This is a genomic window from Lysinibacillus sp. FSL L8-0126 (assembly GCF_038630385.1).
Lineage (GTDB): Bacteria > Bacillota > Bacilli > Bacillales_A > Planococcaceae > Lysinibacillus > Lysinibacillus fusiformis_D.
On record NZ_CP152028.1, the window covers coordinates 1162600 to 1184204 of the forward strand.

Consider the following 21605-nt stretch of genomic DNA (forward strand, 5'->3'; position numbering starts at 1 on the left):
CCTTACCTCATACAGATTCTTTAAAGTTTGTTAAAATGGCATCTAAATCACCAACCACTTTCTCGAACACATCAATTTTTGTATGAAGTAACTCCAATATTTTTTCTTCAATGGTATTTTCAATCGCAAGATTATAAATATGGACGTCATGCTCCTGTCCCAAACGATGGACACGACCAATACGTTGCTCTAGCTTCATTGGATTCCATGGTAGATCATAGTTGATGACATGATGACAAAATTGAAGGTTGATTCCTTCGCCTCCTGCCTCAGTTGCGATGAGTACCTGTGCTCTCTCTTTAAAGAGATGCTTCATATAATCTCGTTTGCTTTTATTGAACTTCCCATTAAACAGGACACTCGTTATGCCATTAGTATGCAAATACCATTGTAAATAAACTTGAGTAGCCCGATACTCTGTAAAAATAATAACCTTGTCATCTGCTTGTTTTACGATTTCTAGCGTTTTCTCCGCCTTTGAATTTACTTCTAAGGCCATAAGCTTTGCTAAAATCGCTTCAAGTTCTTGTGGCTGCACATGATCATCTAGCATATTCGTTAGTGTTAATGCTGTGGCTTCCTTGCTACTACACATTTCCTTTTGTAAAGTAATTAATGAAAAGGAACCTGTATTTTCAAGGGCTCCAAGCAAATCGTAAACTTCCCTCTCTGCCTCCGTAAATGTAATCGGTACAATTTGAACACAGCGATTTGTCCATTCAATCCCTGTATCTTCTCGCCGATTTCTCACCATTACCTGATTGACCAATTCTTTTAAATAATCATCATGTTCTAAATGATGCTTACTAGCAGAGAAGGCTGACTGGAATGTATCGTAATTCCCTAAATGCCCTGGCTTTAATAAGGAAATTAAATAATACAGTTCGAACACATCGTTCTGAATAGGTGTGGCTGTTAATAATAAGCAAAACTTTTTCTTTAACCCTTGTACGAACTCATAAATTTGTGTTTTATTATTCTTTAATTTATGTGCCTCATCAATAATAATCATGTCGTAATCCTGCTCATAAATGCGCTCTTTATGGGGACTTTTTTTAGCCGTATCCATACTCATAATGAGGACATCGTAGCGCTCTATTGGACAATTTTTCTTATAGGCGATGGCCGGTATATGAAATTTTAAATTTAACTCTTCAATCCACTGATTAATGAGAGAAGCAGGTGCTAAAATTAATGCCCTTTTAACAAGGCCTCGAATAAGGTATTCCTTTAAAATTAAGCCCGCTTCAATCGTTTTACCAAGACCTACTTCATCGGCTAAAATCGCTTTTCCATTCATGCGCTCAATAACTGTTTCAGCCGCTTCTAACTGGTGTACTAATGGTTTTAAGTGCGGTAAATACTTAGTTGCTTGTAATCCCGTAAAATCAGGGATTAATTTCCTTTTCACAATATCATAGTTCATCTTATATAATGTCCAGCTCTGCCATTGTTCAAGATGATTTAATCGATTGCTAAAGCCTTCTTCCCACTCGGACGACCTTTCTATTTTCATGATCATCACCTCATGTTATTTTTTCTAGCTTAGGTTGTCCAAAAAAGGGAAAGATATGTTCTTTTTAGATGAAAAACACCTAATGAAAGTTATTTTTCACTAGGTGTTTGTTAGTTTATATGTTTACGAAATTGGCTAGGCGATAAACCTGTTATTTTTTTAAATACACGGCTAAAATAAAAGTAATCTGTGTAACCCACTTTTTCCGCAATATCTTTAACAGATAAATGAGAAGTTCTCAATAATACTTTAGATTTTTGAATACGCAAAACAGTAAGATAAACATTCGGGCTAACACCCATTTTTTTCTCAAATAGATAGGACAGTTTCCTTCTTTCCATTTTAAAATGATTCGCGATATCCATAACAGTCATATTCTTTGTATAGTTTTCTTGCATATACTCCGTAATTAACGTTATATTTTCTTTTTTATATTGATAATCCCTCATTTTAATGACTAAAATGATTTCTTCTAAAATATTAAAAAAAAGAGCTTTCGATTGAAGAAATGATAAATGACTACCCATGACATAATTTTGTATTAATTGCTGCAACAAATTCATTAATTTTAGCTGCTCTCCTACCTGTAAGGCAAAATGACGATTGTAGAGTGGAAACTTTGAATTTTCTCCGTCTGATAGTTGAAAATGAATGACAGCATACTCGAATTTAGTATCGCTTGTAATTGTTCGTTGGATAGATAAGTTTGGACCCGCATGGATAATCTGTCCTTTTTCTAATCGGTAATTTTTGCCTTCAATTTTAACATCTGCTACTCCATTGATAGGAAATATTAAACCAGCTGCATTCGTCATCGTCTTGTAATTCGTAACGACCGTTTCGGAGGAAATCTTCTCCGTAATCACATCCAAAAATGTTAATGGAGCAGTTGTGTAAAATTCTATGATTTCTTGTATATCCATTTTGAATGCTCTCCTTCACTTCATAGTATTAAGACAAAAAGAAAGGAACACCAACAATGCATCAGTGCTCCTAAAATCGATTATTTTAAACTTTCCTGTAGTAGCTTGCGATTACGTTGTTTGAAAATATCATTATGTGAGGAAACGATACCGCCCTCAGAAGCATCAGGTTGAATATATTTCTTCGCACTATTTACTGCATGAAGTGCATCGTGGAAGGCAGCTGCAATTAAATGGATTTTACCATCATGGTGAAGAATATCACCTGCTGCATAAAGGCCCGGAATGGACGATTCACTATTAATCGAACCAGCTATAAAATAATCATTTTTACGGTCAATGGCTAACGGACTATTATCTAATAGCTCCTTATCACGTACATATCCATGACTGATGACCACTTCGTCAATAGGAATCTCTGTTACAGTGCCTGTTTCATGATTAGTTAAAGAAATCGCTTTAATCATTCCTGCTTGATCGTCTGCAATCAGTTTCGTAATTTCAGAATTGAAATGGCATTCAATAGAACTATTTGTAAGCTCTGTAATTTGAGCCTCATGTGCAGACAATGTATCTTTTCGATATGTTAAATAGACTTTGGAAGCTACTTCCATTAACTCTAATGCCCAGTCTACAGCAGTGTTACCACCACCGGAAATAATAACTGCCTTATTCTTAAATTTTTCATAGGATTTAATTGTGTAATTTAAATTAGAAACTTCAAAGCGTTCAGCGCCTTCAATTTCAATTTTTTGAGGATTCAGGATACCTCCGCCAATAGCGACAATAACCGTTTTGGAATAATGAATATTTCCTGACTCCGCAGTGATCATAAAAATGCCATCTTCATTTTTGGCAATGGACAGCACTTTTTCATCTGTATAAATAGAAGGGTTAAACGTTAAGGCTTGCTCAACTAATTGCTTAATTAGTTGTCCCCCTGAAATAGGCGTTACACCCCCAACATCCCAAATCATTTTCTCTGGGTAAACATGAATTTTACCGCCTAGCTGTGGTTGTGATTCAATTAGCTTCGTTTTCATTTCTCGTAAACCACAGTAAAAACTAGAATATAGACCTGCGGGCCCACCACCAATGATTGTTACATCATACAATTCTTGTTCTAACAATACTTAACACACCTTTCAATTTGTCATTACCTATCTCAACAATTGGACTAACATTGCATGACAGCCCTACTGTGTATTTCTAATTGTCTAAACTACTTTGAACTTCCTCCTTAATTCCATTATACGATAATGATAATCATTATCAAATAAAATTATTACAAAACATAATAATAATACATATCCTGTCACCATTTTTTAATATTCTTAAAGAAATAGTATGCACTAGGCATACTATTTCATTTTAATCATATTTATTTATCTTTTAACAAATCTACTACTATATCAATTCCATACATAGTTGCAATTGGTGCATCCTGTGCAAATAAAGAACGATCGACTATATAAATATTTTTATTTTTAACTGCATTGATGTTCTTCCATACCGCGCTTTCTTCATAGGATTTTAAAAATTCCTCTTCACTCATGGTAATTCCACTTTTATCAAGGAAAATAAATAGATGATCTGGGTTTAAGACTGACATCCCCTCCATACTTACTTCCTTTGTCATATCTTCTGGGTAATTTTGTGGAACTTTAATTCCTAAACCATGTTCAGGATTCGTTGGCGCAATATTTTTCCCATATATCCAAAACTCTTCTTTCGTATTTACGGATGTAAAGACTACAGTTTCTCCTTTGGCTGTAAAATTCTTCAAAGCTTCTCGGCCATCTGTGATTTTTTTGCTTACTTCTTCTAGCAGTGCCTTTCCTTGTTGCTCTTTCCCCAATACCTTTGAAATTTCCGTTACAGCTAACTCTTGATCAGTAGACATCGCTCTTTGATTTAAATACACAACAGGTGCTATGGCTGACAATTGGTCATATAGTTGATCATGAACACCTGAAGCAGCCAAAATTAAATCTGGTTTTAGTTCTAGTATTTTTTCAAGACTTGGGCTTCTAACATCCCCAATATCAGTAAATGTTTGTTCTTCCACAAAAGATTGATAGGCTTCCCATAAATTAAACATAGTATCAGCATTTGCTATACCTATTGGCTTGGTATCTAATGCTAATAGAACATCTGGGTATAATACATGCATCAAAGAAATAACACGTTTCGGCTCTTTCTCAATTATTACTTCCTTCCCTAAAGCGTCTGTATATGTTAGAGGATAAATGGACGGTTCTTCCTTTATTTCCTCTTTTTCTTTTTGGGTTTGATTCGCTACCTTCTCTTCGGCATTATTACATGCTACTAGCAAGACTGATAGTAACAAAGTGAACAGCACCATTATCCACGGCTTCTTCATTGTATGTCCTCCTTTAATTTTCTAGCAAAATAATGAGAATCATTATCAAAAAGATGATAGCAAATTCAATTTTTTGAGTACATATAATACTCGATGAACAAATTTGTGTTTTTTTATCCATAAACGTAAAAATGTCCAGCTTTGTACTTTTTGAACGAGGTTATCACTGTTCATTTTAACGTTAAATATACGTTATACTTACTTTTTGATACACTATTGGAAAAAAGATAATAGAGGGCAATAATGAGGAGAAAAATTTTTATATTACATGAAATATATGGAGTTAATCATTTTATAAAAGAACAAGTCCAAACATATAGTGATGAAAACACTTCCGTTTCCTGTATTTCGTTCTATTCAGATGGTTTATCCTTTTCATATGAGCAAGAAAAGCAAGCATATGAATTTTACATGCAGACAGTTGGCTTCGATGCCCCTCTAGAGTTACTTTCTCAAAAAATACTGGCGGCAGCTCAAAATTATAATGAAGTGGTATTAATTGGTTATAGCGTAGGTGCAACTTTGGCTTGGCGATTAGCCACACTCCCCCTACACCGCGTCATTTGTGTGTATGGTTCACGTATCCGCCAATACTTCGATATCCTACCTGCATGTCCAACTTTAGTCGTTTTACCTAGCTATGAAAGTAGTTTTGATGTGCAAATATTAAAGAATGCACTTGGTCGCATACCGAATGTTCAGACCAAACAATATCAGGGTTTACATGGTTTTATGGACGCCTCTAACTCTAATTATTGCCAAAGGAGCTACTTGCAGGCACACAATGACATCCGAAGCTTTTTACAAGCTAGAAAATTTCAGGAGGAATAAACATGGAACAAAATATTGATATTCAGGTTGAACCCTATATTGAAGCAGGCAATGTTATTTATCCGAGCTTTCAGCTTTCTTTACAACCTGGCACTATTATCGGCATCTATACAGATATTTCAAAAATACATACATTAATGCGATGGTTTATGAACCGACATGATACATATACTCATTTTCGTGAAAGTGCGTTATATGAGCGACTTACTGCTCGTGAATATATCCAGTTTTTATTGAGACTTTTTAACCGTCCAACGAACGAAACGGAGAATCTATTAAAGCTCTTTAGCCTTACTGAACAAAAAAACACTAGAATTAGTCGGCTTTCTCATAGTGAAAAACAGCGATTAAAGTTATTGAATACGTATCTCCATCAAGCACCTATTCAAATTTTAGAAGAGCCCTTTCAAAATATAGATGAATTTTCAAAACAAAATATCCAACAATTATTAAATAGTCAAATAAAACAGCAAAAAACCATCATTTTATTATCGACCAATCTAGAAGATTTAATGATTATGAGTACAGCTATACATAGATTAGACGGAGCTGGTTTGCATGCGTTAGATGTAAAGGAGGATGAAATAGAACAATCACCTCAGCAAATTGAATCTGCACCAATTCGCATTGATAAAATCCCAACAAAGAAAAATGATAAGATTATTTTATTTAATCCACCCGAAATTGATTATATTGAAAGTGTTGAAGGTGATGTTTCTATCTATGTGGCTGGAGAAGCATATCCATGTACTTTATCGCTCAATGAGCTAGAGCAAAAATTGACACCATTCGGCTTTTTTAGAAGCCATCGTTCTTATATTGTGAATCTGCAAAAGGTTCGTGAAATCATTACATGGACACGTAACAGCTATAGTCTAGCACTCAATAGCACTGAAAAGGCTGTTGTCCCACTGTCGAAAAATAAATTAGCAGATTTAAAGGAAATACTCGGAATATAGTAGATTTCCCAGGAAATAAACGACTCCTGTCACCTTTAATATTGTTTCACTGAGGATCATTTTTCCGCCTTTCACCCGATTTATACTGTGTACCTTATGTTTGTTGCTTATAGTGTAGACATCAACAACAAACAGGAGGTTTACACATGAACACAGTGATTGATGTGCAGCACTTGAAAAAAACATTTAATAAAGAAACAGCATTGCAAGATGTTTCTTTTACAATTCAGAAGGGGGAAATATTCGGCTTTCTTGGTCCAAGTGGTTCTGGTAAAACAACTACTATTAAAATATTAACCGCACAAACAGATAAGTCGGCTGGTAATGTCCTATTATTTGGGCAACCAGCATCTGAAATGAAGCAAAGTCAAAATCGTAAACGTTTTGGTATTTTAACAGATAATAGTGGTTTGTATACAAGACTATCTATTGAAGAAAATTTATTATTTTATAGTAACTTATATCAGCTATCCCACTCTGCCGTAAAAGAGGCTTTAGATTTTGTAAACTTATATGCGGAACGTAAAAAGAAGATCAGTCAGCTTTCAAAAGGAATGATTCAACGTGTTACCCTTGCTCGTGCTATTATGCATAAGCCTGAATTATTATTTTTAGATGAGCCTACTTCTGCTTTAGACCCTGTCAATACACAGCATATTTATAATGGCTTACGAAAATTAAATGATATGGGGACAACTATTTTTTTAACCACTCATGATATGAGCGAAGCAGAGATACTTTGTGACCGTGTAGCCTTCCTTCATAAGGGAAAAATTCGAGCAATAGGTGCACCAAAGGATTTAAAACAGGAATTTGGCTCTGATTCTATTACAGTTGAACTCAAAAATGGCATGCAAGAGATTATACAAAACGGTGCACAAGATGCAGAGAAGCTTTATCAATGGATGCATTCCAACGAAGTTACAAGAATTAATACAAATGAGCCGACATTGGGTGATATTTTTATGCAAATAACAGGGAGTGATTTAGTATGAATTTTTCAATGACACGTATTCAAGCTATATTGGTGAAGGATTATAAGGAATTTTCACGTAACTATGCTGTATCGACGATGGTGCTTCTGCCGCTAATAATGGCTTATTTATATAATCAATCAGGCTCCAATAGTATTAGTATATATTTTCTACCAATCAACATGGCCTTTGCTGTAGTAACAACATATGTCCAATGTTGCTTAATTGCAGAGGAAAAAGAAAAAAACACTCTTCGCAGTCTCATGCTATCCCCAGCATCACTTGGTGATATTTTAATTGGTAAAAGCTTGTTTGTTTTAATAATTACAATTCTAGCTGAAGCTGTGACTATTTTTCTAGTTGGCTATGAGCCTGCTAATCTTTTCATCATAGTAATAGCATTATTACTTTCAGCTTTGTTTTATATTGCATTAGGTACAATATGTGGTTTATTTGCTAAATCCATTATGGAGGCATCCATCATTGTGTTGCCTGTAATGTTAATATTCTCTTTCGGTCCTTTTGCTCTAGCTTTATCTTCTGTCAACCCAATCTTAAAAATAGCAGAATGGTTGCCTAGCTCACAATTATTACTTTTAGCAGAGGCATTAGAAGGTTCGTATTCCATGCCAGATGTGGTCATTCCTCTGTTGACAATCATTGTATGGACACTTGTTTCTTGGTTTTTCGCAGCAGTTATCTATAAAAAAAGAATGGTCGATTAATTTTTATTAAAAGTCAAGTTATTTTCTACTGTTAAAGATTTAACTACATGACAAATAAAATGTTACACATTATAATAGCTTTTTGCAGAATTAGTTGAAGGACTAATTCTGTTTTTTATATAAGATGTAGTTTTTTAATAAAGTTCGATTAAAAGTAAATTGCAAACGCTGATTTTATACAGAAAGAAACCAACTGTTTTGAAACAAAGTTTGATCAAAACAGTTGGTTCTTTATTTATCTAGTTTGGTTTTTATAAAAAAGTTTGGTTATTTCGGGATGCGAATATTCAATTAAAGCACCCCGTTAGTTTAATAAGAGAGTCTGTAAATTCTATCTTTGTCTATAACAATATAAACTTCAATTTTGGTATCATAAGGAATAAGTTCAAATTATGAAGCTTACAAAACAAATTAGGAAAGTCCCTTATTTCAAACAATTAATGCTGTGAAGGGGAAGCTTCTTTTTCCGGATTCTTTATTATTCTTAACATGCGATTTGTTAACTTTATATTATTTGAATTCAAATGCCTGACCGTCCTTTTATTGATTTTTTTCAACTTCTTAATTCAGCAATTGCAATTGTTTTTTTATATAACGACATATAGAATGTCTCTCACAAATATCAATCCCAGTAGATAAATGTGGTCCCTGTTGTTCAAGTTCTCGTCTTAACATTATTTATTAACCACACAGATTGTAAGTTTTTATTTTACAGTTATTACACCTCCTTTGCTAATTAATTCTAATTTGTTTGAGGCTTCTCCAATCTTACCTTTTTTAAATTTATCTGTATGTTTTTCTTTCTGATAACCTTCTAAATTTACGCTTATGTCGGATGATTCACTGTTCGCTGTAAGCTCTAATGATTTGGGTGTTTCTTTATATGCTATTGTAATATCTCCTGAAGCAGTTTCTACAAATAGTGCTTTTCCTTCGATGATTTCTTTCATAAATACTTCACCGCTAGTCGAAGTAATTTTCGTTTTCGGACTGTTGACTCTAGTCATATAGCTATCACCATTTGTAGATTTTATCATTAGTTCATTTAAAGAACTGTCTACAATAATCAACTCACCATCTTTTGATGTGACTATACCTTCATTTGCCGATAGTCCTTTAATAGTTTTATTGCCAGAATCCGTAGAAATAGAAATTTCTTTTGTTTCAATGTTGTTAATTTTGACATCACCATAGCTGTTTTTTAATACAATCTTCTTCACTGCATTTTTTGGAATAGAAATATGAATAGTATCTTTTTTTCCAAAACTAAAGTTTTTCATAACTCCTTCTTCAGCGTCTTGTTGAAGTACCTTTACTTTTTTTCCGTCTTTTTTAATTTCAACAGGATTGTTTTGCTGCTTTTTTTGTTGCTTACCTTCAAATTCAATTGTTAGTTTTTCAGATTCTGTATTTTCTAATGCTATATTCCAGGACTCTATGTTTATTTCTAGTTCTTCAATTTGTTTAACATCAAAGGACTGCTCTTCAGTGATGCTCTTTTCTCCTTTGATTTTAAGGGTGAAAAGTATTCCTCCTATTGCAATAACGAATATCAAAACTATGATTACCTTTTTCACTTTACATCCTCATTTCACAATTTTAAGTTAAATCTACTTTGTCGATTTTATAATAGGACAGATAGCCGATAACGAGCCCTAATAGACACATTATTGTTGGGACAATGATAAATTGAGATATACTAGTAGATGTATCCCCATTTGAAATCGTTGCATTAATCAAAAATCCAATTAAGACAGCTGACGTTATTGTCGAAGCTGTTGATTTTTTTCGCATACCAAAGTACAAAGGAATTAGGCTTACCCCAGCCATCATAAATGCGTTGATGAAAGTAGACGGTATAGTAGCTACCATCTCCTGTATCTCGACAGGAGCTTCAAACAAGTTCATCATTGGATTTAAAAAATAAACAGCGATATTCATCATAAAAGTCGCAATAATAATGTTGAAGAAACAAAATCCGAAAACTAACGACAGCTTAGCAAAAATAATTTTTTTCCTTTTTAATGGATACGTAAATAATAATTGAACCGTCTTATTTTTGTATTCTTCAATGACTAAACGAGATAAAATCACACTCGCAAAAATGATAAACACAATGCGAATTAAAATATTTGTTAAAGACATAAAATCTGTATAATCTAGAAACATCTTTTCATCCCCAGAACCAACAGCCATAAGTGCAACTGCCGCAAAAATTCCAACAATACAAATGATTAAGCCTTTAAAATAGCTAGCCATACGATTCTTTTTCCATTCAAGTCTTATTAGTTTAAGCAAATTGATTCCCTCCATTAATAAGGTTTAAGAAATACTCTTCTAAATGTTGTTGCTGTTTTTCAATGCCATTGACAGCAATGTTATTTAAAATAAGTTCTTTATTAATTTGAGATTGAGAAATATCATGTTCAAAAATTCGAATACAATGCTGATTAACAATTTCATATTTTCGGATACCTAGCTTGTTCTCTAACACATGAATCGTTTTTTTTACATCGTCTATTTTAATCTCTAGATACTCCATATTCTCTTTTCGAATATCCTCCATTCTTACCTCTTTCAATAATTCCCCATGATGAAGGATGCCAATAGTATCTGCTATTGATTCCACTTCTGACACGATATGACTTGATATTAAAATAGTGATCCCGTGCTCTTCTTTTAAAAGTATTAAAAGCTCACGTATATCTTTAATGCCTATAGGATCAAGACCATTAATCGGCTCATCAAGAATCAGAATCTCTGGTTTTGTAACAATTGCCCGTGCAATGCCTAATCTTTGCTTCATCCCTAGCGAAAATTCATGTATTTTTTTATGTTCAACACTCTTGAGACCTACTATATCAAGTGCCTCCTCAACTGCTCTTTTTTCATAAACCCCAATATAATCGCAGTGAAGCTCTAAATTTTCTTTTGCTGTCAGCCTTTCGTAAAATTCTGGGTACTCGATAATACTGCCTATTTTGCTCAAGTATTGATATGAAGTAGTAGAAATAAGTTGATTTAATATTTTAATTTCACCTGACGTTGGTTTTACTAAATTTAAAATCATTTTCATAATCGTCGTTTTCCCAGCCCCATTCGGACCCAAAAACCCATAAATCTCACCCTTCTTAACGTTCATATTGACTTTCGAGACGGTTTCGACTCCTTTAAAGCTCTTACTTAATTGATGTATTTGAATAACGGTTTCCATGTTTGTTTACTCCTTACCATTTTCAATTCGTTACATTAATCTTAATACGCGAAAGTAAAAACAAAGTAAACTCGGTGGAAAATGAAAGTAATTTTTTCCAGAGATTAAGGATATGAAGATTAGAAGCTGTTATGATAAAGATTGAAATGAGGGATAAAAATGGAACCTACAGAAAAAATCCTAATCGTAGATGATGAGGTTGGTATTTTAAAATTATTAGAAATTACGTTGCGTAAAGAAAACTTTATAAATATTGATGCGGCCTCAACAGGCAAGGATACACTACAGCTTGTAAAAGAAAATCATTACGATATTATTTTGCTCGATATAATGCTACCAGATATAAGTGGCTTTGAACTTTGCACAGAAATACGTAAGCATACAAATACACCCATTATTTTTGTCAGTGCTCGCTCTACAGATTTTGACAAATTAACGGGATTAGGTATTGGTGGAGATGATTATATTACAAAGCCTTTTAATCCTTTAGAAGTCGTTGCTCGAATAAAGGTCATCCTTCGACGTCAAAAAATGTATGAGAGTTCTCACCAACAGCAGAGTTCAAAATTTGATTTCGGTTACTTTTCCCTTAATCCTGAATCTGCTACATTAATTGTTAACAATCAGCTCGTCGACTGTACAGCTAAGGAGCTAGAGCTACTACATTTCTTTTGTAAAAATCCAAATCGCATTTTTACAACTTCACAGCTCTATGAATTCGTGTGGGGAAATGATGTGTATGGCGAGGAGAAAACCGTAACGATTCATATTTCAAAGCTAAGGAAGAAGCTTGGGGATGATACGCGTAAACCAAAAATTATTGTAAATTTAAGGGGAATTGGATATAAATTTATACCACCAAAAGAGGATTCACTATGCGAATAAACACTCGATTTACGTTACATCTTGCACTGGGGATTATTCTGTGGATGCTTTTGAGTGGTATTTGTATTGTTATCGGACTCGAGTGTATTCTTCCACTCATTAAAAAATCTGTTAGTGAAGAGTATGAGAATTTAATCGTAGTATGGATTTTTGGGTTTAGTACCATTGTTTGTATAGCTGTATTTGGATGGTATTTTGGAGGTCCTCTTGGATTTATCATGTCTTGGATTCATCAGCTATCACAGGAAAACTATACACAGCCTGCTGGACTTTCAAAAATCTATGCCCGCAAGGGAAAGCTCCGTATGCGTTATATGTTATATCAAGAAGTACTTCAACACCTACAATCTTTATCAGAAAAATTGAAAGCTGCTGAAACAGAACGCGAAAAAGTTGAACAAGCAAAACAAGAATGGATTGCTGGTATTTCACATGATTTAAAAACACCATTAACGTATATTACAGGCTACTCTACTCTATTATTAAACGCTCAATACGAATGGTCCAAGGAAGAAGCCCGTTCCTTTATTCAAGAAATTGCAGACAAAGGTAAGCATATGGAGGAGCTTATACAAGATCTAAGTCTCGTTATTCAGCTTAATAGTACAGATGGTCAGTTACCATTGCACAAATCAAATCAGGATATTGTGGAATTCACCAAAAGAGTTGTAGCTACTATTAGTAATAATCCACAAGGCAAAGACTATAAATTGCATTTTAAAACAGATACACCTGTCATAAACAGTGAATTTGATACTAAATTCATGCAAAGAATATTGCAAAACATTCTTATGAATTCTATTATTCACAATCCAGCTAACACAAATATTTATACACAGATTTTCGATAACAATGAACATGTAGATATCCACATTGCTGATAACGGAATAGGTATGTCTCCACACATGCTAGAAAATATATTCCAGCAATATTATCGTGGAACGACAACAGATTCTTCTACTGAAGGTACTGGACTAGGTATGGCAATTGTTCATAACCTCGTTCAAGCTCATAAAGGCACTATCTCCATACAGAGTGAACCTTCTAAAGGAACAACGTTTATGATTACACTGCCTAAAAAGATATATTGACACCTTTACACTTGAGGACACTATGCTACTTATGGTTCCTTAGAACGGAATGCTTTCTCCACCTAATGTCATGACAAAAGAATTAGGGATTTTGCTAGAGAGGATTCTATAGTTTTCTACTAGAGTTACCACCAGGAGATTTCAAAAGAAAAACCCCAATTTCTCAGTATTAAAATTGAGAAATTGGGATTTTTCGTTACTCAAAAGAACAACCGCTTGTTGAAGCTCATTATTCAACTAACGCACCGTTAATTTAATAATCCAATAACACTCTAACTTGGTGACACCGAAGTTAAAAACCACATTGCTAATAAAATCAACCAAATTACTGCTATACCTATAATTAAACGCTTCACTCTCAATGCCCCTATCATAACCTTCTTCCACTAAACTGCCCCGTTAGTTAAAGTACATTTCTTCACAATCTTTATAGTTACATTAACATAAATATCCAAAAAAAGAATCATCTAACCTCTAAGAAATTTACAGAGGAAGGATGATTTTAATCAAACTTTATTACAAATTATCGTTATTTATTATAAATAATCAATCTTTATTACAAGCTACAATAGATAAGAATCAATTTATACTGTAAAATACTAGTAATAATAAGAGTGGGGGTGTATTTTATGAGTGATTATACATACTGTTTACCCGTTAGTGAGGAGAAATTCTTTCAAGTCGTGATAAGTGAACTGAAAAGAAAACATGCAGATATGTCATGGGAGGTTTTGAGAACAGCTACTTTATCTATTGAAGATTTAGGTACATCTTATTATGTTGATGGGGCAAGAGGAAGTCGTTGGGATGCTAAAGGTATAAATATAAAATTTGCATTACCTTCCGCAGCGATTGAAGAATTAGATAAACCCCAAATTAAGTCAACCTTATTTGATGTTTGCCAAAGTTTAATTCCATCAGAAGTCGGCTATGATTTAAAAGGTATTATATTTATACCAGATTTAACACTTGAATTTAGCTTAGACAGTGATATTGATACACTTACAACAATTGACGTATTTGGTTCTGCCTCTCTTCAAATCCTTTCAGATGAAATAAAGAAAAATCTAAAAGAAGATAAACCAGAACTTGCACTAGATAGATTACATACATTCAGTACGCGTTTTTTCAGACAACTATGTACTAAATATAAATTACCTTATGATAAAGAAGATGGATTACACACCTTATTCGGTAAGTATCGTAAGCACTTAGAAGCAAGTAATATTGTTGATTCTAATATGACATTACAAATTTTAAAAGTATATACGAACATTTTAAGTGAATATAATCAAGTTCGAAACAATAGAAGTTTTGCAAAGCAAGCTAATATGCAGTCATATTATTGCTATTCTCAAATTTATTGATGAAGTTGATGAAATGGTTGAATTAATACATTGGTTGTAAAACGAGTAATAAAGAGATATTGGAAAATGCACGTAAATATCCCTTTATTATTAGTCATGTTTATATATTTTTGGCTATTCGTAACAAGTAGTGGTAACTATTTTTTTAACATTATATTTCACTACGCATTTGAAACATATTGTGGAGAAAGGAATTACTATTATGATTAATGTATATGTGGATGATTTAAGAGATTGTCCTATTGGTTTTGTCGTGGCAAGAACGTTTCAAGAAGCCATTTACTTACTTGAAACTCACGAAGTAGATATACTTTCTCTTGACCATGATTTAGGAGAAGATCTACAAGGTAATCTATTGCCAACAGGTTATGACTTAGTAAAGTATATTTGTGAAAAAGGGGTACGGGCAAACAAAATATATATTCATACGGACAACCCTGTTGGTAGAGAGAATATGTATCAAACACTGCATGGAGCCAAACGAAGAGGTTTCATTGATTCAGATATTGAAATTTACCACTATTCTGTTACCGAAAATAAATATACCGAATGAAGTAATACTAAACAATTGAACGAACAAATTGTTTAGTAAGAAAAAGAATGGGCAGTCCACCACTTATTACGAATGCCCATATTTTTTAAATCATTTGAACTGTTCAAAATGATTTGCGACCCATCTCTCTTGATTTTCAGCCACATATTGTTCAACTGCTATTAAGCGATTCACTAACTCCTCTTTTGAAAGCTGCATATATTTCTTCTTAGCGTTATTTACATCACGTTCAGAAGAAATCCTTTTTAATGCTGTTTCGTCAAATTTAGAAGGCATTACTGACTTTTTACGAGTGTTCTTTACTTTATAGGTTCTGCTATGCTGTTGATAATAGGCATGTAGTTTCTCATTACGCTTAATGGTATTCATATGAATGCCTTTTCCTTTATCATCAAAGGCTTTCGAATGCTCACTAATGTTATGATAGGTTACAGGAATTCCTTGTGCGACAAGCAAGTCAATCGTTTGTATGCCAATAGAAACAGAACGCTTCTTACGTTGCTGATGTACTTTATCAAGCCACTGATATTTATCTGAATGGATTCCTTTTGGTGATTGGTTCATAGCTACGTTCCTCTCTATATTGCTTAATTAAATTAATCTCTTTCAATTCAATCTTCGCTTGTTTTGCCATCTCTTTTGCTTTCCGAACTTCGACCTCTAATCCCATTTGTTTAAATCGTCTTTCCATATCTTTTGATAATTGAATGACTTCTAATAATTCATCTTCTTGGTCTGGTTCGGGTATTTTTGCTTTGCAGCCCAAACATTGCATTTTAGTAGGACAAATGTAATCTGTAACACAAGTACCACCCAATACTTTATTGAATACACCAACTTTTTCTGCATAGGCATCAAACTCTTTTTGTAATTCTTGTGGACTTCTTAAATACACATCATCAATGTCTACATAACTTGAAATAACATCATGTAACTCACTTACTGATTCTGCGATTTGAGTAGGTGTAGAAGCTGAATAATACTCTGTGATGTTAAAATCCTTTTGATGCAACATTTTTGCGACAATATCAATCGGCATTTTTTGACGTTGAACAGCTTCTGTCGCAAATGCATGACGTAATAGGTGTGTTTTTATAGTTACAGCTTTTCCGTCTTGCATCTCAAATAATAATCCATGAAGTAAAAATCGAATGGAACTGTATAAAGCAAATTGGTTTAATGCGTTACCTGCATATTGAAAATAATAAGGAAAAGGTATAGGAAATAAATGCTTTCTTTCATCTCTGTATAGGACACTTGGAATTTTATCGCTGCCATAATGTTCTTTTAACATCCTTAATACCATTTGAATATTGTCCATCGTTTGTTTACTTAAATAAAAATCTTCCAATGAATCTCTTCCTTTAGGAATAGCTTTATAGGAATAATGTAGTTTATTATTAATTTTCTTTACCTGAATACATTCTTTTGTATTACTAATTTGAAGTAATTCGCTCTTTCTTGCACCTGTTGTTGTTAAAATGTCGACAGCTAATAGACCAAATGTACAAGCCGCATAAAATGGTTCTACATCTATTAGTAAGCCTTCTGCTTTGTCCTTGTGTAAAGTGATAAATGTTGAAGGTGTTATTATTCCTTTATGCTTTGAATAAAATGGAGTGGGTTTTCTTTCGTTTTCAGAATCGTAGCCCCATGATGACAAGAAATTTAAAATCCTCTCATATTCTTCAACTGGTCTGATTCGTGTCCAATCTCCTAAAACATTCTGCTCAATTAATTCATTAAACCAAAGACCTTCCGGTTCTGACTCACTCTCTATAGATTCAGCACGAATAAACTCAAGGAAATAAGTATTATTTTCATCAGAATAAGTTGATTTTTTATGTTTTGCTTGCTTTATAACAGCTTCTGAAAACTCCTGTTGATGGTTCAGTACAAAGGAAGGTTTATCCCATAAGCGAAAATGAGATACTTCTCCAATACGTTTTGGTTCCGCATAAGAAAATTCAATAGGTAATGATATTGAGTCGGCTTCTACAATCCTTATTTGTTGCTGAAATGCATCTCTTAGTCTTTTCATTTGATTCCATCGCAGATTTGCTTCTACACGTATTGTTGAAAGATGTGGTACAATAGCGTCTGTTTCATTTTTGCGAGTGTTTTGTGCTTGTTCCTTGGATAATTTAGGGAAGGCGAAATCACTACTATCATATGAAAAGGGTGGTAATGAAAATTTTTGATAATATTCCTGTTCACCTGAAGAAAGGTTATTATTAATCCACTTGTTAATTTGGTATTCAGATGGTTTATAGAATTTTAGTAAATCGCTTTTCATATTGTTAGAAGAATTGACACAAATATTACCTTGTAAATATTTATATAAATGAATATCTGGCTCGAAATCTGAAAATGAAGTAATGTTACATTCTCTAAAAATATCTTTGAATCTTGAATGGATGGTATTTATTTTTTTTAATACAGTTCTATGGTCATTATTCTTAGCTACATAGATTAATGCTATAAGCATTAGTTGATTTTTCCACTCAAAAGTCAAGCAGCTATTATGCAAATAATTTAGCATCCCTTCATCTAATTTATCAATTAAAAATTCACCTCTATTATTTTGTAGACACATTAATCGAGTATCCATTTGCCCAAGCATTTTATCGAACCATTCTGTTTTTGGTTTTAACAGCGTTGTTTCAGCCAAATTTATTCCAACCCTTCTAATAATTCTTTTAAATCTTCATCAAAGTCTTCGATAGCTGATGATTTAACGACGCTTAACCTTTGCTTTGATTTCTTCGAAGTTTGCTGTTGCTTAACATAGTCCTTTTCGTTTCGTTGCATTTGCTCCAACATTTTCTCATGTGCTTCTCGATGTTTCGTTTCATCAAAATGATGCTCATATACTTGCATCGTATCTGGATTTTTCCACTTCATATATTTAATCAGCTCATTTTTTCGTTGATGAATTTCTGTTTCATTTTGTGCAACGTTATAAATCTCTCGTAATCTAGAAGTAACGAACCAGTGTCTTGCTTTATGTGGATTTAAACTTAGTTCATTTATTTTCATTGCTCGATTCCAGTGGTAGTACCAAGCGTGATAAGTAAGAGGTGTTCCATTTGCTGATAAAAAGATAGGGGCATCATCAGGTAATTGTTCAAAATTTAAATGATTATCGTCAAAGGATTTTCTTTCAGTATCTATGTAGTGAAACAATCTTTTCACAGTATCTTTGCTAACACGTACAAACTTTATTTTTCTACCATGACTCCCTTTATTGAAGGTTATAAATTCTTGATGACTTTTACGTTTACGGTAATCCCCAATTGTTAATTCAATAATTTCTGATGCCCTTGCCCCCGTTTCAAATAGCATACGGGCTATCACCATTTCACGAAGTGACCAACTTGCTTTTTTACCAGCTTGATATATTTGATACGGTAAATCTATATCATCAATAATCTGTGGTTGCCACTCTTCATTGATAATTTTAAAATAGGAATCTGTTAATCTTCGATGAGGAATAGCTTCTTCTGTACCTGCTATTGAAGGCATTCTTGGCTTATCTTCTCGAACACCCTTTATCTCCTCTTTGTAGCTATGTAGGATAGCTTGACCATCTATTAATGGGTTACTGTAGAAATACTGTTTTAATCGTATCATTGATTTGTAAAATGATTTTAATGCTGATAAAAATCGACTAATTGTGTTAGAACTCTTGTTAGTTAAATTTACAAAACGAAAGGTGTCTTTATCGCGAATCTTACACTTCATTTCATACATCAAATAATCTTCAACCACAACACGTATTTTCTCTTCCGAATCATTCCATTGCACTTTGTTTCCTTGATAGTTACTTTCTTTCTCTAACCATCTAAAAAATGGAAGTAGACAATTCAAATATGATATTGCAGAGCTTTTATCAATTCTCCCTAAACAATCATGATAATAATCTGTCAAAGGAATAAAGGTCTGGTTATCTTTAAATACAAGTAACTGGTATTTACTTTCAATATGCTTTGGACAATACTCAAACCAATACAATTATTATCCCCCTTTATAAGAACTAATGTTCTTATATTAATATTTTACTTAGTCATTGTAAAGTGTTTAACCCTTTAACAAATGTACATGAGAAAGTTAATGAAAATAAAAAGCACATTACTAAAATTTGCATTTAGTAATGTGCTTTTTTATTTAATGTGTAACATTATAAAAGAAACACTATTGAATAAGACATAATGTACAATTACTTGTACTTAATCTTACAGAGTAGACCATTCTTTTTAACTATAATAATTCCTTCTCTAGCTTTTCAATCTCATCTAGCGTTTCAGCGTACCATATGCCGACAAATCTAGAGGCAACGGGCTCATCAAAGTAATCCCCATCATAGAAAGATAACGGAAATAATGCTTCCTGTTCTATACATTGCTTAATTGTTTGAAAGAAGTGATCATTCTGTTGCGGATCTTGTGCAGCATAGGAAGCAAATTTATTAATGGGCTTTCCTAAAGCATCATGAAACATCAGCATAGAGGTAGAACCATTCTGACGGAAATTTAAGTCAATGGCTTGAACATCACCAGCCTCTGTCACAATTAAATCAAAGCCTGCCACACCAACAAAACCTTCCTCCACACCACGCTTCATTATATGTTTTCCTGCCTCAATTACTTTTTCAGGTACTTTATCTACTATGATATTTCCTTCATAAATGCCGTTGTCATCTGTTATTTGCTGTGAAGCTCCTAAGTATTGAATCCCTAGCTCCTCACAGTAAATAAATTGACAGCTATAATTGTGCTTTGTTTGTAAAAGTTCTTCAATAATGATACTGTCAGTGCCAGTCATTCGAAATTGGCGTATACCTTCTGTCAGCTCTTCTTTATTATGGCAAATGATGACACCATATCCTCCCGATGTTGGGGAATCATCTCCAGGCTTTAGTACAACAGGTGGCTGCCAATTTTTTATGGCATCAGAGAGTCTATAGGTTTCTACATTTAAACGACTTGGAATGAATTTACTATCAATTAAATGATCGATATATGCTTTTGTATTCAGCTCATTAAACTTTTCGGCATCCATCCAATAGCATTGACGATCCATATGCTCTAAGTCATGTATATACTGACAAACAATTGTCTTCCCTTCCTCACACCAAGATTGGATCTGTGCCAGATATTCTTCCTGTGTGTCATAGCTATACGGCTGTTCCATCCAAGGTAACCCTGCTAATTGATGAAGCTCCTGGGCTTTTTCTGTTTGTGTGGCTCGGTGTACTAATACGGGGATATCAGCAATAGCTACTTCTCTAGAGGTTAAAGCATCCAGCTTATGAGGTTCGTCCATCATCCACGGATTATCACTATACGGCGTTCTTGGCGTATATACAGCATTATCACCATAAATTTGTCTTAAAGTATATTTTGGTTTCAAGTAGATTACCCTCTTTCAAGTTTTAAGTACTCTACCCTTCCCATTACTTTTTGACACTTTTTATAAGAAAAAGTGGTTTTCTAGATTAAAAAAAATCCATTTTATTCCTAATTATAACCAAATTGCACTAATAGCTCTTCTAAATGTTTTTTTACCTTTGACCATTCTTCAATCGTGATACTATACATCACAGTATGCCGCGTTGTTCCATCCTTGCGAATCATATGATTACGCAATATTCCTTCCTTTGTGGCACCTATACGCTCAATGGCCTTTTGAGAACGAATATTTTCATGATCCGTTTTTATTTGAACTCGCTTTAAATGAAGCTGTTCAAAACAATATTGCAGTAATAAATATTTACAATTCGTATTTATAGCTGTACGCCAGTATGCAGGAGTCAGCCATGTATTGCCTATTTCTAGTCGCTGATGCTTATCATCAATATCCATAAACCTAGTTGAACCTATAATATCTCCTGATTTTTTATCCACAATTACAAACGGGAATTCTGTTTTTCCGCTTCTTGTTATTAATGCGTTTTCCACAAAGTTATTCACATCCTCCTTTTTCTTGATCGTTGTGGACATATGTGACCAAATTTCTGGATAACGCCCAGCCTCTATTATTCCCGGTAAATCGTTTAACTCTAAAGGCTTTAGTTTAACCACATTATTTTCTAATGCAATAAATTCCATTACAGCTCACTCCTTTTTTACTTATTTAACGATAAAATTGATATGATAGATATAACCAATTACTAAAAAACCGA

The 21605-nt window shown here is 33.5% G+C and carries 20 protein-coding genes; 8 read left to right on the forward strand and 12 right to left on the reverse strand.

The window, feature by feature from the left end:
* Window positions 1–7: 7 nt before the first annotated feature.
* From MHI34_RS05610 to MHI34_RS05625, 4 genes are all read right to left on the reverse strand, one after another.
* The gene (locus MHI34_RS05610; RefSeq protein ID WP_058843977.1) at window positions 8–1522 is read right to left on the reverse strand and encodes an SNF2-related protein; all 1515 of its coding nucleotides are present in this window, start codon (window positions 1520–1522) and stop codon (window positions 8–10) included.
* A 104-nt stretch (window positions 1523–1626) separates the two neighbouring features.
* Window positions 1627–2439: an AraC family transcriptional regulator gene (locus MHI34_RS05615; RefSeq protein ID WP_036117951.1), complete on the reverse strand. Its 813-nt coding sequence runs from the start codon at window positions 2437–2439 to the stop codon at window positions 1627–1629.
* A gap of 80 nt (window positions 2440–2519) precedes the next feature.
* Window positions 2520–3569: an NAD(P)/FAD-dependent oxidoreductase gene (locus MHI34_RS05620; protein WP_036117955.1), complete on the reverse strand. Its 1050-nt coding sequence runs from the start codon at window positions 3567–3569 to the stop codon at window positions 2520–2522.
* A gap of 251 nt (window positions 3570–3820) precedes the next feature.
* Window positions 3821–4822 carry an iron-siderophore ABC transporter substrate-binding protein gene (locus MHI34_RS05625; protein WP_058843979.1) on the reverse strand — a complete coding sequence of 334 codons (1002 nt, stop codon included), beginning with the start codon at window positions 4820–4822 and terminating at the stop codon, window positions 3821–3823.
* Window positions 4823–5065: 243 nt separating this feature from the next.
* Here MHI34_RS05625 and MHI34_RS05630 point away from each other — a divergent pair, with 243 nt between their 5' ends.
* From MHI34_RS05630 to MHI34_RS05645, 4 genes are all read left to right on the forward strand, one after another.
* Entirely contained in the window at window positions 5066–5653 is a 588-nt protein-coding gene (locus tag MHI34_RS05630) for a dienelactone hydrolase family protein (protein ID WP_036117961.1), read from the forward strand.
* Window positions 5654–5655: 2 nt separating this feature from the next.
* On the forward strand, window positions 5656–6612 hold the full coding sequence (locus MHI34_RS05635; RefSeq protein WP_036117963.1) for a LytTR family transcriptional regulator DNA-binding domain-containing protein: 957 nt from the start codon (window positions 5656–5658) through the stop codon (window positions 6610–6612).
* Between the two features lie 146 nt (window positions 6613–6758).
* Window positions 6759–7607, forward strand: coding sequence for an ABC transporter ATP-binding protein (locus MHI34_RS05640; RefSeq protein WP_036117970.1), 849 nt, complete (start codon window positions 6759–6761; stop codon window positions 7605–7607).
* On the forward strand, window positions 7604–8311 hold the full coding sequence (locus MHI34_RS05645) for an ABC transporter permease (protein WP_036117973.1): 708 nt from the start codon (window positions 7604–7606) through the stop codon (window positions 8309–8311). The genes MHI34_RS05640 and MHI34_RS05645 overlap by 4 nt, the downstream gene beginning before the upstream one ends.
* A gap of 704 nt (window positions 8312–9015) precedes the next feature.
* Here MHI34_RS05645 and MHI34_RS05650 read toward each other — a convergent pair.
* From MHI34_RS05650 to MHI34_RS05660, 3 genes are read right to left on the reverse strand one after another with little or no spacing between them, the layout of a single operon-like run.
* Window positions 9016–9888 carry a DUF4097 family beta strand repeat-containing protein gene (locus MHI34_RS05650; RefSeq protein WP_342504238.1) on the reverse strand — a complete coding sequence of 291 codons (873 nt, stop codon included), beginning with the start codon at window positions 9886–9888 and terminating at the stop codon, window positions 9016–9018.
* A gap of 22 nt (window positions 9889–9910) precedes the next feature.
* Complete coding sequence (locus MHI34_RS05655) at window positions 9911–10609, reverse strand: ABC transporter permease (RefSeq protein WP_342504239.1); 699 nt, start codon at window positions 10607–10609, stop codon at window positions 9911–9913.
* Complete coding sequence (locus tag MHI34_RS05660) at window positions 10602–11525, reverse strand: ABC transporter ATP-binding protein (RefSeq protein ID WP_342504240.1); 924 nt, start codon at window positions 11523–11525, stop codon at window positions 10602–10604. The genes MHI34_RS05655 and MHI34_RS05660 overlap by 8 nt, the downstream gene beginning before the upstream one ends.
* Before the next feature lie 159 nt (window positions 11526–11684).
* On the opposite strand from MHI34_RS05660, the gene MHI34_RS05665 reads away from it, so the two are divergent.
* The 4 genes from MHI34_RS05665 (at window position 11685) to MHI34_RS05680 (ending at window position 15421) form a co-directional block, all read left to right on the forward strand.
* Window positions 11685–12410, forward strand: a complete 726-nt coding sequence (locus tag MHI34_RS05665; protein ID WP_342504241.1) for a response regulator transcription factor — start codon at window positions 11685–11687, stop codon at window positions 12408–12410.
* Window positions 12401–13501 carry a HAMP domain-containing sensor histidine kinase gene (locus tag MHI34_RS05670; RefSeq protein WP_342504242.1) on the forward strand — a complete coding sequence of 367 codons (1101 nt, stop codon included), beginning with the start codon at window positions 12401–12403 and terminating at the stop codon, window positions 13499–13501. The genes MHI34_RS05665 and MHI34_RS05670 overlap by 10 nt, the downstream gene beginning before the upstream one ends.
* 629 nt (window positions 13502–14130) lie before the next feature.
* The gene (locus MHI34_RS05675; RefSeq protein ID WP_342504243.1) at window positions 14131–14868 is read left to right on the forward strand and encodes a hypothetical protein; all 738 of its coding nucleotides are present in this window, start codon (window positions 14131–14133) and stop codon (window positions 14866–14868) included.
* 202 nt (window positions 14869–15070) lie between these two features.
* Window positions 15071–15421: a cyclic-phosphate processing receiver domain-containing protein gene (locus MHI34_RS05680; protein WP_342504244.1), complete on the forward strand. Its 351-nt coding sequence runs from the start codon at window positions 15071–15073 to the stop codon at window positions 15419–15421.
* 90 nt (window positions 15422–15511) lie between these two features.
* On the opposite strand, the gene MHI34_RS05685 is transcribed toward MHI34_RS05680, so the two are convergent.
* From MHI34_RS05685 to MHI34_RS05705, 5 genes are all read right to left on the reverse strand, one after another.
* Complete coding sequence (locus MHI34_RS05685) at window positions 15512–15985, reverse strand: hypothetical protein (protein ID WP_342504245.1); 474 nt, start codon at window positions 15983–15985, stop codon at window positions 15512–15514.
* Entirely contained in the window at window positions 15951–18092 is a 2142-nt protein-coding gene (locus MHI34_RS05690; RefSeq protein ID WP_342504246.1) for a site-specific integrase, read from the reverse strand. Before MHI34_RS05690 ends, MHI34_RS05685 begins: the two co-directional genes overlap by 35 nt.
* 2 nt (window positions 18093–18094) lie before the next feature.
* Window positions 18095–19435 (reverse strand): site-specific integrase, encoded by a 1341-nt coding sequence (locus MHI34_RS05695; RefSeq protein ID WP_342504247.1) that lies wholly within the window; start codon window positions 19433–19435, stop codon window positions 18095–18097.
* Window positions 19436–19681: 246 nt separating this feature from the next.
* Window positions 19682–20833, reverse strand: a complete 1152-nt coding sequence (locus MHI34_RS05700; RefSeq protein WP_089933104.1) for an ATP-grasp domain-containing protein — start codon at window positions 20831–20833, stop codon at window positions 19682–19684.
* Between the two features lie 107 nt (window positions 20834–20940).
* A complete protein-coding gene (locus MHI34_RS05705; protein ID WP_036117982.1) occupies window positions 20941–21531 on the reverse strand; it encodes a GNAT family protein in 591 nt (196 codons plus the stop codon).
* Window positions 21532–21605 lie beyond the last annotated feature (74 nt).